At 63.7% G+C, this 13,947-nt stretch carries 14 protein-coding genes and 1 riboswitch; of the genes, 5 read left to right on the top strand and 9 right to left on the bottom strand.

Translation table 11 applies throughout. From position 1 onward, the window contains the following. Nucleotides 1–264: 264 nt before the first annotated feature. From NFJ07_RS06990 to NFJ07_RS06975, 4 genes are all read right to left on the bottom strand, one after another. Complete coding sequence (locus NFJ07_RS06990) at nucleotides 265–1,638, bottom strand: FAD-binding oxidoreductase (RefSeq protein WP_269993388.1); 1,374 nt, start codon at nucleotides 1,636–1,638, stop codon at nucleotides 265–267. Nucleotides 1,639–1,839: 201 nt separating this feature from the next. After that, nucleotides 1,840–2,814, bottom strand: a complete 975-nt coding sequence (locus NFJ07_RS06985) for a GNAT family N-acetyltransferase (RefSeq protein ID WP_269993387.1) — start codon at nucleotides 2,812–2,814, stop codon at nucleotides 1,840–1,842. Nucleotides 2,815–2,816: 2 nt separating this feature from the next. Further along, a complete protein-coding gene (locus tag NFJ07_RS06980) occupies nucleotides 2,817–4,202 on the bottom strand; it encodes a glycine--tRNA ligase (protein WP_269993386.1) in 1,386 nt (461 codons plus the stop codon). 87 nt (nucleotides 4,203–4,289) lie between these two features. Continuing rightward, a complete protein-coding gene (locus NFJ07_RS06975; RefSeq protein ID WP_269993385.1) occupies nucleotides 4,290–5,357 on the bottom strand; it encodes a DMT family transporter in 1,068 nt (355 codons plus the stop codon). Nucleotides 5,358–5,390: 33 nt separating this feature from the next. Between NFJ07_RS06975 and NFJ07_RS06970 the strand changes: the two genes are divergently transcribed. Further along, nucleotides 5,391–5,621, top strand: coding sequence for an RNA-binding S4 domain-containing protein (locus NFJ07_RS06970; protein ID WP_269993384.1), 231 nt, complete (start codon nucleotides 5,391–5,393; stop codon nucleotides 5,619–5,621). A gap of 66 nt (nucleotides 5,622–5,687) precedes the next feature. Here NFJ07_RS06970 and NFJ07_RS06965 read toward each other — a convergent pair whose 3' ends face one another. Further along, complete coding sequence (locus NFJ07_RS06965; protein ID WP_269993383.1) at nucleotides 5,688–6,356, bottom strand: alpha/beta hydrolase; 669 nt, start codon at nucleotides 6,354–6,356, stop codon at nucleotides 5,688–5,690. Nucleotides 6,357–6,425: 69 nt separating this feature from the next. On the opposite strand from NFJ07_RS06965, the gene NFJ07_RS06960 reads away from it, so the two are divergent. Continuing rightward, a complete protein-coding gene (locus NFJ07_RS06960) occupies nucleotides 6,426–7,268 on the top strand; it encodes an SGNH/GDSL hydrolase family protein (protein WP_269993382.1) in 843 nt (280 codons plus the stop codon). Nucleotides 7,269–7,334: 66 nt separating this feature from the next. Continuing rightward, the gene (locus NFJ07_RS06955) at nucleotides 7,335–7,844 is read left to right on the top strand and encodes a hypothetical protein (RefSeq protein WP_269993381.1); all 510 of its coding nucleotides are present in this window, start codon (nucleotides 7,335–7,337) and stop codon (nucleotides 7,842–7,844) included. 1 nt (nucleotide 7,845) lies between these two features. Here the strand turns inward: NFJ07_RS06955 and metX are convergent, their stop codons facing one another. Further along, nucleotides 7,846–8,967 (bottom strand): homoserine O-acetyltransferase MetX, encoded by a 1,122-nt coding sequence (gene metX / locus NFJ07_RS06950; RefSeq protein WP_269993380.1) that lies wholly within the window; start codon nucleotides 8,965–8,967, stop codon nucleotides 7,846–7,848. A gap of 13 nt (nucleotides 8,968–8,980) precedes the next feature. Beyond that, a riboswitch (SAM riboswitch) is annotated at nucleotides 8,981–9,096 on the bottom strand. Nucleotides 9,097–9,256: 160 nt separating this feature from the next. Beyond that, nucleotides 9,257–10,573 carry a bifunctional o-acetylhomoserine/o-acetylserine sulfhydrylase gene (locus tag NFJ07_RS06945; RefSeq protein ID WP_269993379.1) on the bottom strand — a complete coding sequence of 439 codons (1,317 nt, stop codon included), beginning with the start codon at nucleotides 10,571–10,573 and terminating at the stop codon, nucleotides 9,257–9,259. Between the two features lie 247 nt (nucleotides 10,574–10,820). Here NFJ07_RS06945 and NFJ07_RS06940 point away from each other — a divergent pair, with 247 nt between their 5' ends. After that, on the top strand, nucleotides 10,821–11,459 hold the full coding sequence (locus tag NFJ07_RS06940) for a VOC family protein (RefSeq protein WP_028266517.1): 639 nt from the start codon (nucleotides 10,821–10,823) through the stop codon (nucleotides 11,457–11,459). Between the two features lie 127 nt (nucleotides 11,460–11,586). Here NFJ07_RS06940 and NFJ07_RS06935 read toward each other — a convergent pair whose 3' ends face one another. Then, on the bottom strand, nucleotides 11,587–12,351 hold the full coding sequence (locus tag NFJ07_RS06935) for a CPBP family intramembrane glutamic endopeptidase (protein WP_269993378.1): 765 nt from the start codon (nucleotides 12,349–12,351) through the stop codon (nucleotides 11,587–11,589). A 100-nt stretch (nucleotides 12,352–12,451) separates the two neighbouring features. Here NFJ07_RS06935 and NFJ07_RS06930 point away from each other — a divergent pair, with 100 nt between their 5' ends. Further along, nucleotides 12,452–13,132, top strand: coding sequence for a histidine phosphatase family protein (locus NFJ07_RS06930; RefSeq protein WP_269993377.1), 681 nt, complete (start codon nucleotides 12,452–12,454; stop codon nucleotides 13,130–13,132). A 16-nt stretch (nucleotides 13,133–13,148) separates the two neighbouring features. On the opposite strand, the gene NFJ07_RS06925 is transcribed toward NFJ07_RS06930, so the two are convergent. Continuing rightward, nucleotides 13,149–13,940 (bottom strand): DeoR/GlpR family DNA-binding transcription regulator, encoded by a 792-nt coding sequence (locus NFJ07_RS06925; protein ID WP_234750768.1) that lies wholly within the window; start codon nucleotides 13,938–13,940, stop codon nucleotides 13,149–13,151. Nucleotides 13,941–13,947 lie beyond the last annotated feature (7 nt).

Below are 13,947 nucleotides of genomic sequence, written 5' to 3'. Positions count from 1 at the left end.
ACCAGAGCCCCGGCGAGTAACGCGCATACTTTCCCAAACCACGGCGCACCAGCGGCGCTCATCCGCTGACTCGCATTTGATGTCGTTATGAGGGCTCAAAACGACAACAAATGCGAGCTACTTGGGGCTTCCCGCCAGGGTTCCCTGGGCGTGGGGCCCCGCCGGCGAGGGTCCCTGCCTGAGCTTGCGAAGGCTGGGAGCCGGTGGGGACTTGCGAGGCGAGGGTGGCGGTGGGGATCAGTTGGGCGTGGTTCGCACTGGCGTTCAGGCGGGTTTGATGTTTTGGTTCACGTGGAAGAGGTTTCCTGGATCGTACTTGCTCTTGACGGCTTGCAGACGCTCGTAGTTGACCCCGTAGTTCTCACTGATCCTGCCCTGGTCGTCACCGTCCATGAAGCCGATATAGCCTCCCGGCGAGGAGTGCGGGCGCAATGCCGCGGCGTAACTGCGGACCCAGTCGATGTTCGCCTCGTTGTCTGCGGGATCGTTCCACATGCAGGCGATCACGGGAGAGAACTTGACGCCGCGGTTGACGAACGCAGTGTCCGTTTGACCCACGCGCTGCACCGCACCGTCGATCGGGTAGACGTGGACGGACGTTTGCACGCTGGGCACCTTGCTGCCGTACTCGAGGTGGGCCGCAATGGCGCCGTCGTTGAGCTCGGAGAGGAAATCCGCTTTCCAGTAGGCCTGCATCCCTTTCGGAAGCAGCGGATCAAATGCCGAGTTGAGTGCCGGGTACGGCATGGGTCCAACCATGGAACCCGCCACGGGGGCAACATCCAGGAACGGCTGCCAGCGGGCTGCCCCTTCTGAAGGATCACCGGTCCACATGCCGATGACCACGCAGACTGGTTTGCCGTGCCATTCCTCCGGCAGGAACGGTACGGGAGGCCCTTGGTGGAAGCCCACGAAGGCTCCGAAATCCTCGGGAGCAGTGTCCATGTAGTCGCGGTAGAACTTCGCCACGGTGTCAGCATGCTCCATGCTGTAGATGATGATCGCGGCGTGGACCATGTCCACCGGGTGCAGCTTGTATTCCAGCGACGTCACAACACCGAAATTGCCCCCGCCTCCCCGCAGCGCCCAGAAGAGATCCTCATTCTGGGTTTCGCTGGCAACCAGGAACTTGCCGTCTGCCGTCACCACGTCAGCGGAGATCAAGTTGTCACAGGACAGGCCGTGCTTGCGGGCAAGATACCCGATGCCGCCACCCAAGGTCAGGCCTGCGATGCCCGTGGAACCCACAATCCCGCCGGTAGTGGCCAGCCCGAAGGCATGGGTCGCGTGGTTGAAATCTGCCCAGGTTGTTCCCGCCTCGGCACGGGCTGTACCGGCTTCGGGGTCAACACGGACTCCGGTACGGTTGACGAAATCTATGACAAGGGCATCGTCCCAGGTCCCGAAGCCGGGGGCACTGTGGCCGCCCCCGCGAATAGCCAAGGGCAGGGAATTGTCCCGGGCGAAGTTCACGCTCGCAATGACGTCCGCTACCTGGGCCACCCGGACGACCCCTGCCGGGTGCTTGTCGATCATCCCGTTATAGACGGCGCGGGCGGAATCATAGTCAGGATCACTTGGAGTGACGAGTTGCCCACGGAGCTGTTCGCGCAGTCCGTCCAGGGCTGTTCCATTCATGGGTGTTACCGCCGATTCTCTTCATGAGACCGGATTCGTTCCACCCGCCGCTACCCCACCAGAGCAACGGCCGGGGCTTACGTCGTCATGCCTACACCCATGCCACGGTCTCGTCAAGAGTTCACCCAACTGGCTCGCATTAGTTGTCGTTATGAGGGCTCAAAACGACAACAACTGCGAGCTAGTTGGGCCAGCCGACAGCTATTCGCTGACCACCAAGGTGTCCGCTCCGCGGAGCTTCGCCTTGCCCAGCTCCAGCAATGGATCGACGACGGCGCGCACGGCCGTCATGGAATCGTCCACTTCCAGGAGCACGGGGTGCTGGTAGGCAATGAGCGCCAGCAGGTCACGGATTGCAGCGCGCGCCTCGTCATCCTGCAAAAGCGGATCGTGGCCAAGGAAAACCTCCGAGGGCTCGTCCGAGCTGCCCTGGGCGTAGCTGATGGCGAAGGCCTGCAACTTGCCCTTGCGGGTGGCCGGAACGCCCGACCCAAAAGCACTGGCCTTGGGTGCACGAAGCACGAGCGCACCGTGCGCCCCCGTCAGGTCGTCGAGGAACAGCCGCTGCACAGCGGGGATGCCCAGCTCGCCAGGGCTATCCCAATGGTGCACGGCGGTGTAGTACCGGCCTACGACGTCGCTCAGTTCCACGGATCCCGTGGCGAGGTCTTCCACCTGCTCGGAAGCCGCTTCTTCGGAGCCGTCTCCAAACACCGGTAGCCTGAGCGGCTCGGGATCCACCACCACAAGCTGGGAGCGCTGGATGGGTGCAAGCCCCGCCCGTTCGGCGAACGCGGCACCGGCCGTGCCGGGCTGCACTTTGCTGCGAAGCTTGGTGACGCCCGACGGCGACTGCTCGGCTTCGCGCCGCAGCATGGTCAGGAGCGTGGCCCCTATCCCGCTCCGGCGGTGGTCCTTGGCAACCTCGATGTAGGCCCAGAGCCGTTCCGGGTGCAGGGAGGCCTCGTGGACCACACCCGCCGCCACCGGGATGCCGATGCCGTCAACAACGTCTTCCGCCACGATGCACCGGCGCCAAGGCTGGCCTTGACCGCTGTTGCTCGACGGCGCCAGGGCTGCGCGGAATTGCTGGGCCGGCAGGGTCTCGGGCCCACCCCACATTTCCAGGAGCGCGAGGTCGTCGCCCTCACGCCATTCGCGGTATTCGATGGACACGCTTAGGCGCCGATCAGGCGTGCGGCCAGGTAGCCCTCCACCTTGTCCAGGGACACGCGTTCCTGGCTCATGGTGTCGCGCTCACGGATGGTGACGGCCTGGTCATCAAGGGTGTCGAAGTCCACGGTGATGCAGAACGGGGTGCCGATCTCGTCCTGGCGACGGTAGCGGCGGCCGATGGCGCCGGCGTCGTCGAAGTCGATGTTCCAGTTCTTGCGCAGCTGGGTACCCAGGTCCTTCGCCTTCGGGGACAGGTCCTCGTTGCGGCTCAGGGGCAGCACGGCTGCCTTGACCGGTGCCAGGCGCGGGTCAAGCTTCAGGACGGTGCGGACGTCGACGCCGCCCTTGGCGTTGGGTGCCTCGTCCTCGGTGTAGGCGTCCACGAGGAAGGCCATGAAGGAACGCGTCAGGCCGGCGGCCGGTTCAATGACGTAAGGCGTGTAGCGCTCGTTGGTGGCCTGGTTGAAGTAGCTGAGGTCCTGGCCGGATGCCTTCGAGTGAGTGGTGAGATCGAAGTCGGTGCGGTTGGCGATACCCTCGAGCTCGCCCCACTCGGAGCCCTGGAAACCGAAGCGGTATTCGATGTCCGTGGTGCCCTTGGAGTAATGGCTGAGCTTGTCCAACGGGTGCTCGAAGAAGCGCAGGTTCTCCGGCCGGATGCCCAGGTCGGTGTACCAGGACATGCGTTCCTTCATCCAGTACTGGTGCCATTCTTCGTCCGTGCCCGGCTCGACGAAGAATTCCATTTCCATCTGTTCGAACTCGCGGGTGCGGAAGATGAAGTTGCCCGGCGTGATCTCGTTGCGGAAGGACTTGCCGATCTGGCCGATGCCGAACGGCGGCTTCTTGCGCGACGTGGTGAGCACGTTGCTGAAGTTGACGAAGATGCCCTGCGCGGTTTCCGGACGCAGGTAGTGCAGGCCTTCTTCGCTGGCCACGGGGCCCAGGAAGGTCTTGAGCAGGCCGGAGAACTCCTGCGGTTCGGTCCATTGGCCGCGGGTGCCGCAGTTGGCGCAGGCTATGTCCTTGAGGCCATTTTCGGCGGGACGGCCCTTCTTTTCCTCGTACTCTTCCTCGAGGTGGTCGGCGCGGTAGCGCTTGTGGCAGGAAAGGCACTCGACCAAGGGGTCCGAGAACACATCGACGTGGCCGGAGGCTTCCCATACTTGGCGGGGCAGGATCACGGAGGAATCGAGGCCCACTACATCTTCGCGGCCGCGGACAACGCTCTGCCACCACTGGCGCTTGATGTTTTCCTTGAGCTCGGCACCGAGGGGGCCGTAGTCCCACGCAGACCGGGAGCCACCATAGATTTCACCGGCCTGGAACACGAAGCCCCTCCGCTTGGAGAGGGAAATGACCTGGTCGAGGACGGATTTTGCTGCCATGGGTACTCCAATGTTCTACAGGGCCGCTGGGTGCGGTCCGTGGTTGTGCGCGAAGGTAATGCTGTGCAGGAAGCTGCGTGTCCTAGCCTACCGGCCTTTGGCCGCGGTCTTGCCTCCGGACTGGCCAGACTGCCCTCTCGCGGGACGGCGGGAAGCGAGCGCGCCCTTCGGCCAAGGCAACGTGGCCACGATGATGGCGAACAGCGTCAGCAAGGTGCCAAGGATCGTGGGCAAGGCAACCACCGTTCCGGGAGCCGGCAGGACCAGGTCAAGCGCGAGCGATCCGAGCAACTGCCCCGCAATCATTCCCAGCCCGGTCACCAGGACACCGAGGCTACGGACCAACAAAGCTGCCAAGCCGATAAAGACGCAGCCCATCGGCCCGCCCAAGTAATACCACCACTCAGCGGGCAGGGCGTGGCCGGGACCAAGCAGGGACAGTTTGACGAGCCAGGCGATCCAGAGAATGACCGTTCCGGCCACGAAATTCACCAGGGTGGCGGCGACAGGGCTGCCATAATGCACGGTCGCGGTGCCGTTCATCGCCTGCTGGAAACTCATGAGGCAACCCGCCACGACGGGCAACAGGATAGGGAGCAGCAAGGACCCGACGTCGGCGGCCGCCCCGAGGCGCGGCGAAACGGCCCAGACGACGGCGGCGATCGTCAGTACGCTGCCGAGGATCCGGACCCCCGTGATCGAGCGTTTGCCGCCGGGCCCGATGCCGAGCCGGTCCACGAGCAGTCCGCTCAGGGTCTGGCCCGTCACCGCGGCCACCGTGAACAAGGCCACGCCGAGCAATCCAACCGTGAACGATTGGGCAAAGACGAACAGGGCGCCGATCCCGCCGGCAAGGACATAGAACCGCGGAAAGCTGCGCTCCTTGAGGGCAGGCAGGATCCTTCGCAGGGCAGCGCGGCCCTTCGGCAGCGCCAGTCCTATCGCGGCGATCAGTACCAGCCCGGTGGTGAAGCTCACGACGGCGGCCGCGATACCGTCGTCGAGCGTTGCTCCCAGGGCGCCGTTGATCCGGCCCTGAAGGGGAATCACGAGTCCGGTTGCCACGGCAAGCAGCAGTCCGGTGAGCAAGGGAAGGGACGTTCGGGAAGTACTTCCGGACGTACTTGGGGACAAGGGGCGGGACGATTGCGGCATTTTCACCACCCTACTTCAGGCATCATTGCTTGTATGAGCAACCCGGAAATTGAAGAAATCCCCATCCGCGACGACATGATCCGACTCGGTCAGCTCCTAAAGCTCGCCAACCTGGTGGAGGATGGCGTGGAAGCCACGGAACTCATCAAGAACGGGCTGGTCAAAGTCAACGGCGAGATCGACGAACGACGCGGCCGCCAACTCCACGCAGGCGATACCGTGACCGTCAACGGACAGACGGTGCGAATCACCAACGAGTCCTAGCAACGCGGGGTCACTTACGGCCCATCAGGTGCCTCAGAATGGGCCGTAAGTGACCCCGCGTTGCGTTCAGACGGACGTGAGGACCTTGTGCTCCAGGAATTCGCCCACGTGGCCGATTTCCTGCTGGTTGATGCCGTGCCACATGCCCGTGTAGAGCACCTTGGTAAGGTCCGTGTGCTTTCGCACCCACGCCATGGTGTATTCGATCTTGTCCGGGGTGATGACAGGATCCTGCTGGTCCCGGCCCCAGAAGAGCGGCACGGACCCATCCAGCTCGGCGTCACGGAACGCGGGGTCCGCACCGGCGTCGACGGCGAAGCCTGAAAGCCCGACGACGGCGGCAAAGTCCGCCGGGCGCTGCCGAAGGAGCGAGGTGGCCATGGCCATGCCCATGGAAAATCCGAGGAGCGTCACTGAGCTGTGGTTGGACTTGAACGAGTCCAGCCAGGAAAACACGTACTCTGCCGCGTCCTTGACGGCGTCGAGGGAGTAGTCGATGGACGCCGTGAGCGGGAACCACGTGAAGCCCGGGCCCGTGGCGATCGGTGCGCGGAGCGAAGCGACAACGAAGTCCTGGGGCAACAGGGCGGCAAGGCTGAAGAGGTCTTGCTCGTTGGATCCGTAACCGTGCAACAGGACCAGCAACGGCTTTCCAGCCCGTTCTTCCTCTTCGTGGGACCACAAAACGACTGGATCCGGAAAAGCAGGGGCAGGAAAGGCGGAAGCTTGACTCATGGGACTATTCTTGCAGTTACCCATGAGTAACAAGCTACGGGCGCGTAGCGTTGCGGCAAGAGGCAGGATATGAACGTGAGTGACACTGATTCCACGGTGGGGCCGAATTCAGGCGAGCGGATTCATCCGTGGACCCGCTACGTGGCGTTGGGTGATTCTTTTACCGAAGGCATCGGCGACCCGGAACCCGACAATCCCGGGGGACATCGCGGCTGGGCCGACCGCGTAGCCGAGGAACTGAGCCGGGGACAACGGGATTTCGCTTACGCCAACCTCGCCATCCGCGGGCGGCTGCTGCAGCAAATACTCGACGAGCAACTTGGCCCGTGCATGGACCTCAAGCCGGACCTCGTGAGCATCTCCGCAGGTGGCAACGACCTCATCCGTCCCGGCGGCGATCCAGACGGCTTGGCCGAGAAACTCGATGCCGCCGTGCAGACCCTGAGTTCGGGAGGCGCCACCGTGGTTCTCTTCAACGGCCCGGACACCGTGTCGTCAGTACTCGGCCGGATCCGCGGCAAGGTGGCCATCTACAACGAAAATCTCCGCACCGTGGCCGCCCGCCATGATGCGGTGGTGGCTGATATGTGGTCGCTGCGGCAACTTTCCAACTCCCAGATGTGGGACGAAGACCGCCTGCATTTCTCGCCGCTCGGCCATCACACCATCGCCGCGATGGTCCTCGATTCACTCAATGTGCCGCACAACCTCGAGCCGCTGTTCCCCAAGCCGCTCCCCCAGCGCAGTTGGCGCGAAGCCCGCTCGGGCGACCTCGTGTGGGCACGGGAGTATTTTGTCCCGTGGGTCATCCGTCGGATCCGCCATCAGTCCTCCGGTGACGGAATCCTGCCGAAACGCCCGACGCCGGGACCCGTGTTCGGTGCTGCCGACACCATCCTGCCCCGGAGCTGACCGGGAACCACGAGCTGGGTCACAGGGAGCGGGGCTAAGCTGGTGAAAGACAGGGAGGCCTCCACCGTGAACAATTTGATCTTCTGGATCATCGTCTGCTCTTGGCTGATACCCATGGGGATCCGCATGTACAACCGATCGCGCCAACGCAGGATCCAGGACTTCCCTCCGCAGAATTACCCTGGGCAGCCATTTCCTCCGCAGGACTACCCAGGTCCTCCACAGGATTACCCCGGCCCGCACACTCCAGGGCGTTACGATCCCAGACCGTATGATCCGAGCCGGTACCCACCGAGCCAGTACTCCCCGAACCCATACAACCCTGCCCAGCCCCCGGTGGTCATTCCGGCTGAGCCGCAACCTCCCGTGGCGAGGCCCGCACCGCAGGCCGCTCCGCCGTCGTCGGCTACTCACCAACCGAACAGCGCTCACCAACCGAACAGCGCTCACCAACCGCACAGCACTCCCCAAGGCTACCGGGCACGGAAGCTGGCAGAACTGGACCAGGAGTACAGTGACGGGAAAATCGCCATGGAGGACTACATGAAGCTCCGCCAGGAGATCATGAACGGCTGATTCAGCCGAAGAAAGCTTCGCGCAGCTGGGGGCCGAGCTGGCCGATCTCGGTGAGGAAACCGTCGTGCCCGATCGGCGCCTCGATCACATGAACGGGTACCTCGCCGGGCAAAGCCTTGGCCAGCTCGTGGGATTGTTCCGGGAAGTAGAGGCGGTCCGAGTCCACCGAGGCAACGAAGAACTTCGCCGTTGCAACGGATAGCGCATCCGCCAATGAGCCCCGGCCGCGGGTGATGTCGTGGCTCATGAGGGCCTCGGTGATGGCGATGTAGCTGTTGGCGTCGAAACGCTGGACCAGCTTGCTTCCCTGGTGGTCGAGGTAGCTCTCCACTTGGTAGCGGCCCCGGTCCCCCAACACGGCAGCCTGGAGGGGCGCCTCACCGCCCTGGGCGTTCCGGCCGAAGCGGAAGTCCAGTTCATCCGCCGAACGGTAGGTGATGTGGGCAATCCGCCGGGCAAGGGCCAACCCCGCCTCGGGCGCGGCCTGGCCATAGTAGTCGCCGCCGTTGAAGTCGGCGTCCTGCCGGATGGCGAGCGTCTGGGCTTGCGCGAACGCGATCTGCTCGGCAGTGCTGTACGCCCCGATCGAAATCACGGCGCAACGCTTGACGCGGTCCGGATAGCTGACGGCCCATTCCAATGCACGGGCACCGCCCATGGACCCGCCCACGACGGTATGCCAGCTGCGGATCCCCAAAGCGTCGGCCAGCCGGGCTTCGGCTACAGTGCTGTCCCGCAGGGTCACCAGCGGGAAGCGGGAGCCCCACGGTTTGCCATCAGGAGCGCTCGACGACGGCCCGGTGCTGCCATAGCAGCCTCCCACGATGTTGACGGAGACTACGAAGTAGCGGTCCGTGTCGATGGTGGCGCCAGGGCCAACGAGTTGCTCCCACCAGCCTTCTTCGTCGCTCTCACCGCGGGCCACATGGGTACTGCCAGTCAGTGCGTGTTCCACCAGGACAGCGTTGGAAGCGTCTGCATTGAGCCGCCCCCACGCCTCGTATGCAAGGACGACGTCCGGTAGGAAACCTCCGGCCTCAAGCTCGAGTCCTCCCACGGAAACATACTTGAGGGTTCCGTCCTGGGTACCGGAAAGGGGTATGGCTGTTGCAGCAATTGTCATTCGTTGACACCTCACATCGCGCTTGCCCGCCGCCAACACAGCGAAGGGCCAGGTCTTCACCCGGGGCACCCCACCGCGAATGGAGGGTTGCCGGCCAGCAAGCCGGGGCTGTCACTGGCACTCATGACCTATAGGAAGAGTCTAGGAAAACCGGACCCCTTCTGACGAAGATTATGACATCTTTGTGACACTTGACCGCGTTTTGTTCATGAAGCGGGGGCCAAGGAGGCCAGCCGGCGAAGATTCATCCTGCGTCGCCGGCCGGCCTCCTACGCCATCCGGGGCGGTGCTAGGCGCCCTTGGCTGCCCGGAATCCCGACTCGAGGTCCGCGAGGATATCGTCGATGTGCTCGATCCCGACGGACAGCCGCACCAGGCCCGGGGTCACTCCTGCGACGGCCTGCTGCTCAGGCGTCAGCTGGCTGTGCGTCGTGGACGCGGGGTGGATGACCAAGGAACGGACGTCGCCGATATTTGCCACGTGGGAATGCAATTCCAGGGCGTCCACGAAGCGTTTGCCGGCGTCGATCCCGCCGCTGATGGTGAAGGACACCACCGCACCGGTGCCCCGGGGTCCGTACTTCCGCCCGCGTTCGAACCACGGGCTGGAGGGCAGCCCCGCGTACGCGACCGATTCGACGTCGTCGTGCCCTTCGAGCCATTGCGCCACTTTCGTGGCGTTGTCCACGTGGCGTTCCACCCGCAGGCTGAGGGTTTCGATTCCTTGGGAGATCAGGAATGCGTTGAACGGGGAAACAGCCGAGCCGAGGTCGCGCAGGAGCTGGACCCGGGCCTTGAGGATGTAGGAGAGGTTCGCGCCGAGGGCACCGTCCTTGCCGAGGTCGCGGGCATAGACGAGGCCGTTGTAGCTGGGGTCCGGGGTGTTGAAGTTGGGGAACCGCTCAGGGTCCTTGCCGAAATCGAAGTTGCCGGAGTCCACGATGACACCGGCAATGGCAGATCCGTGCCCACCGAGGTACTTGGTGGCCGAATGCACCACGATGTCCGCGCCCCACTCGATGGGCCGGATCAGGTAGGGCGTGGCGAGGGTGTTGTCCACGACGAGCGGGACTCCGGCCGCGTGCGCGGTACGGGAGACGCCCTCGATGTCCAAAACATCCTGGCGGGGGTTGGAGACGACTTCGGCGAAGAACAGCTTGGTGTTCGGCTGCACCGCATCCCGCCAGTGGTCGAGGTTGTCCGGGTCCTCGACGAAGGTGACCGAGATTCCGAATTTCTTCAGCGTGTGGGCCAGCAGGTTGTAGGTGCCGCCGTAGAGGCTCGGGCTGGCGACCACGTGGTCGCCGGCCTCGGCGACGTTGAGGATGGCGAACGTTTCCGCGGCCTGGCCGGAGCTCAGCAGGAGCGCCGCCAAGCCACCCTCCAGGCTCGCTATGCGCTGTTCCACCGCGTCCTGGGTGGGGTTGCCGATCCGGGTGTAGATGGGCGCCAGCTCGGCCAGCGCAAAGCGGTTGGCCGCGCTTTCCGCGCTGGGAAAGACGAACGAGGTGGTCTGGTAGATGGGGAGTGCCCGGGCGCCGGTGGCGGCGTCCGGCTCCTGGCCGGCGTGGATCTGGCGCGTTTCGAATGACCATCCTTGGGACATGCGGACTCCTGGTTGTCTGGGCTCTTTGCCGTGCTTCAGCCCGTCGGCCTTCGGCATTCAGCCTGTCGGCGTTCGGTTGCCGCCAGTCTAGGGACGGTATTGCGGGCTCCGGAAGCTTTGTGACGAACACAGTAGTTTTCGGTCCCGGCGCGTCCTGAAGTGACTCTGAGCTGCCTTTTCGATACATCCCACCTTGGTTAGGCTTGACTTAGCTGAGAGCTCCATCACAAAGTGCCAAGATGAAGCCATGCGCATGGATCACGTCTCTTACGCTTGTGAACGAGATGGCCTCTTGGCCACCACCGAGCGGATTTCCGCAGCATTGGGAGTGGACGCAGTCCGGGGCGGAGTGCACCCGCGCTTCGGTACCCGGAACATGATCATCCCCCTTGCTGACCACAAATACCTGGAAGTTGTCGAGGTCCTTGACCACCCGGCATCCGACAAGGCACCTTTTGGACAAGCCGTCCGTGCACGCTCCGCCGCAGGAGGTGGTTGGATGGGCTGGTGCGTCGCTGTGGACGACCTGAGCCCGTTCGAACAGCGGCTCGGACGCGCCGCTGTCCCCGGCAACCGCAAGTTTCCGGACGGCCGCGAACTCGTCTGGTCGCAAATCGGCATCCTGGGACTCATCGCCGATCCCCAGGTTCCCTACCTGCTCCGTTGGGAGGGCGACCCTGCACTTCACCCGTCCCTCGTGTACCCAAGCGACGTCAAGATGTCCAGCCTCACCATTGCCGGCTCCGCGGAGCGCGTCACCGAGTGGCTTGGGGAACCCGTGGAGAAGCCGCTTGAGGACGTTGCAGTCCAATGGATGGCTCCGCACGGAACGCCGGGAATCATGTCAGTAACGTTCGAAACCGCCAACGGAGCCGTCACCATCTGATGGACCGTCCCGTCACTCCCTGACGGACCATCGGGCCAGGAGGGCCCGGGAAAACTTCGGCCGCCATATGCGGGTGCCAATGACGTCACCCCGCGATGGCGGCCGAAACCTTTTAACGGCGTTGTTCCTACCCCAGCCCGATGGCCTTGCCGAAGACGCTGAAGCCGACGAACGCCACGATGTCCAGGAGGGCGTGGGCCACCACGAGCGGCATGACCCGTTTGGTCTTGGTGTAGATCCAGCCGAACACGAGGCCCATGACGGCGTTGCCAATGAAGGGCCCAAAGCCTTGGTACAGGTGGTAGCTACCGCGAAGGAGCGCGCTGAGCGCTATCGCCACCGGAGTGCTCCACCCGAACTTCCGGAACCGGTCCAGGAGGTAGCCCACCACGATGACTTCTTCGACGACGGCGTGCCGCACCGCGGAGAGGACCAGCACGGGCACGGTCCACCAGTAAGAGTCCAGGCCGCTGGGGATGATCGCCGTCGTGATGCCCAAGGCGCGGCCGGCCGCATAGAGGCCAAGCGACGGGATCCCGATCAGCGCGGCGAGGCCTAGTCCTTGCAACGCGTCACGGCCCGGGCGGGCGAAGTTAAAGCCCAGCCGGGTGAAACCCGAGGGACTCTCCGCCGTTTGGCGGTGCAAAGACAGAAAGTAGAACACCAACACCACCGGGACCAGGGCGAACGCGATATCCAACAGCTGGTAGGTTAAATCGAAGTACTCGCGTGTGCTCTGCGAGCGGTTGAGGGTGGACGTCGCATGGGCCAACGGCCCCTGGGTCATCTTGTCCAACAACTGCACCACGGAGTACACAGCCGATTGGCCCAGGGACAGGCCAAGGACAATCAGTACTTCGGCGCGCAACCGGCGCGTTGAGGCTAGGAGCATGCTCCTATCTTGCCTGCATTTGGCTGATGTTTTCCTTGGAGCCGAGTCGCAGATGTCCGCTTGCATGGCCGGGGCGGCTCCTGACCCTATGCTTGGTGGGATGAGCGCGCCAGCACGAATCTTCATGATCCGGCACGGCCAGTCAGCAGCCAATGCCGATACCTCCATCTACAACCGTGTGCCCGATTACCGCATCCCGCTGACGGAGCTTGGCATCGAGCAGGCACGGGCCGCGGGTGAGGCGCTGCGCAGGAAGCTCGACGGCGAGCCGGTGTGCGTTTATGTCTCGCCATACCTTCGGGCATACCAAACACTCGAGGCACTGAATCTGGGCAGCCTCACGGAAAGGGTGATCGAGGAGCCCCGGCTGCGTGAACAGGACTGGGCCAACTTCCAGATTGCCGGAGACATCGGGGACCAGAAGGAGCTGCGCAACCTCTATGGGCACTTCTTCTACCGGTTCCGCGAGGGCGAATCAGGCTCCGATGTCTACGACCGGATTTCGTCCTTCATGGAAACGCTGTACCGGCATTGGGAAAAGCCCGACTACACGCCCAACACCCTGCTGGTGACCCATGGCCTGACCATGCGACTCTTCTGCATGCGATGGTTCCACTGGTCGGTGGAGTACTTCGAGTCCCTCAACAACCCGGGCAATGCCGCCCTACGGACCCTTATCCGCAACGACCAGGGCAAGTACGATCTCGACACGCCCTTCAGCCAGTGGGTGCAGCGCAGCACGGACGAAACCGTGCTCAACGCTCCCCCGATGGTCTTCTAACGGGACGTTTCCGAAGCTACGCGTCCTTGGCCACGATCACTTCGGTGCCGCTGGCTTCAAATGCTGCCTTGTCCTCTGCCGTGATGCCCGAATCCGTGATGAGCCGCCGGAAATCGTACCCAGCCATCGCCGCGAACGCACGCTTGCCGATCTTCGTGGAATCGGCCAGGACATAGGAGTCCGTGGCGCGTCGGGCCATGACGGTATTCACCATGGCTTCCCCCTCGTCGGTGATGGTGGGCCCGATCTTGGGATCGACCCCGTTGACGCCGATGAAGGCGATGTCCAAGGCAACCTTCTGCATGATGACATCGGTGTAAGGCCCCACAAGTTCATACGAACGCGGGTTCAGGATGCCGCCGGTGACCATGATCTTGATGTTGGGGCGCACGGCAAGCTGGGCGGCGATGTTGATGGCGTTGGTGACCACCGTCAGCATGGGCCTGTTGGAGGGCGCGTTCAGGTCTTCGCGGGTGGACAGCACCTGGGCCAGGGCCGTATTGGTGGTGCCGCCGCTGAGTCCGATCACTGCCCCGGGCATGATGAGCTCCGAAGCTGCCAAGGCAATCTGCTGCTTGGCCTCGGCATGATCATCCCTGTTGTAGCGCCCCGGAAGTTCGTAGGCAACTGATCCCGTGGTTGCACCGCCGCGGGTACGGCTCAGGAGCCGCTGCTTGGCGAGGCTGTCCAGATCACGGCGCGCCGTGGCCGGCGAAACGGCCAGGCGGGTCACGATATCCTCGACCTCAACATGCCCTGACTCGGCGAGGAGATCAAGGATGGCTGTCAGTCGATCGTTGCGGGTCATCACGAAC

The organism is Arthrobacter sp. B2a2-09 (assembly GCF_027587375.1).
Classification (GTDB): domain Bacteria; phylum Actinomycetota; class Actinomycetes; order Actinomycetales; family Micrococcaceae; genus Arthrobacter.
This window is presented reverse-complemented; position numbering and strand designations above follow the sequence as displayed.

Excerpts from the sequence above, each read along its gene's own strand:
- NFJ07_RS06935 (WP_269993378.1), bottom strand. The coding sequence starts at position 12,351 with ATGCTCCTAGCCTCAACGCGCCGGTTGCGCGCCGAAGTACTGATTGTC.
- NFJ07_RS06965 (WP_269993383.1), bottom strand. The coding sequence starts at position 6,356 with ATGAGTCAAGCTTCCGCCTTTCCTGCCCCTGCTTTTCCGGATCCAGTC.
- NFJ07_RS06925 (WP_234750768.1), bottom strand. The coding sequence starts at position 13,940 with ATGACCCGCAACGATCGACTGACAGCCATCCTTGATCTCCTCGCCGAG.
- NFJ07_RS06960 (WP_269993382.1), top strand. The coding sequence starts at position 6,426 with ATGAACGTGAGTGACACTGATTCCACGGTGGGGCCGAATTCAGGCGAG.
- NFJ07_RS06945 (WP_269993379.1), bottom strand. The coding sequence starts at position 10,573 with ATGTCCCAAGGATGGTCATTCGAAACGCGCCAGATCCACGCCGGCCAG.
- NFJ07_RS06975 (WP_269993385.1), bottom strand. The coding sequence starts at position 5,357 with ATGCCGCAATCGTCCCGCCCCTTGTCCCCAAGTACGTCCGGAAGTACT.
- NFJ07_RS06990 (WP_269993388.1), bottom strand. The coding sequence starts at position 1,638 with ATGAATGGAACAGCCCTGGACGGACTGCGCGAACAGCTCCGTGGGCAA.
- NFJ07_RS06940 (WP_028266517.1), top strand. The coding sequence starts at position 10,821 with ATGCGCATGGATCACGTCTCTTACGCTTGTGAACGAGATGGCCTCTTG.
- metX (WP_269993380.1), bottom strand. The coding sequence starts at position 8,967 with ATGACAATTGCTGCAACAGCCATACCCCTTTCCGGTACCCAGGACGGA.
- NFJ07_RS06980 (WP_269993386.1), bottom strand. The coding sequence starts at position 4,202 with ATGGCAGCAAAATCCGTCCTCGACCAGGTCATTTCCCTCTCCAAGCGG.
- NFJ07_RS06930 (WP_269993377.1), top strand. The coding sequence starts at position 12,452 with ATGAGCGCGCCAGCACGAATCTTCATGATCCGGCACGGCCAGTCAGCA.
- NFJ07_RS06970 (WP_269993384.1), top strand. The coding sequence starts at position 5,391 with ATGAGCAACCCGGAAATTGAAGAAATCCCCATCCGCGACGACATGATC.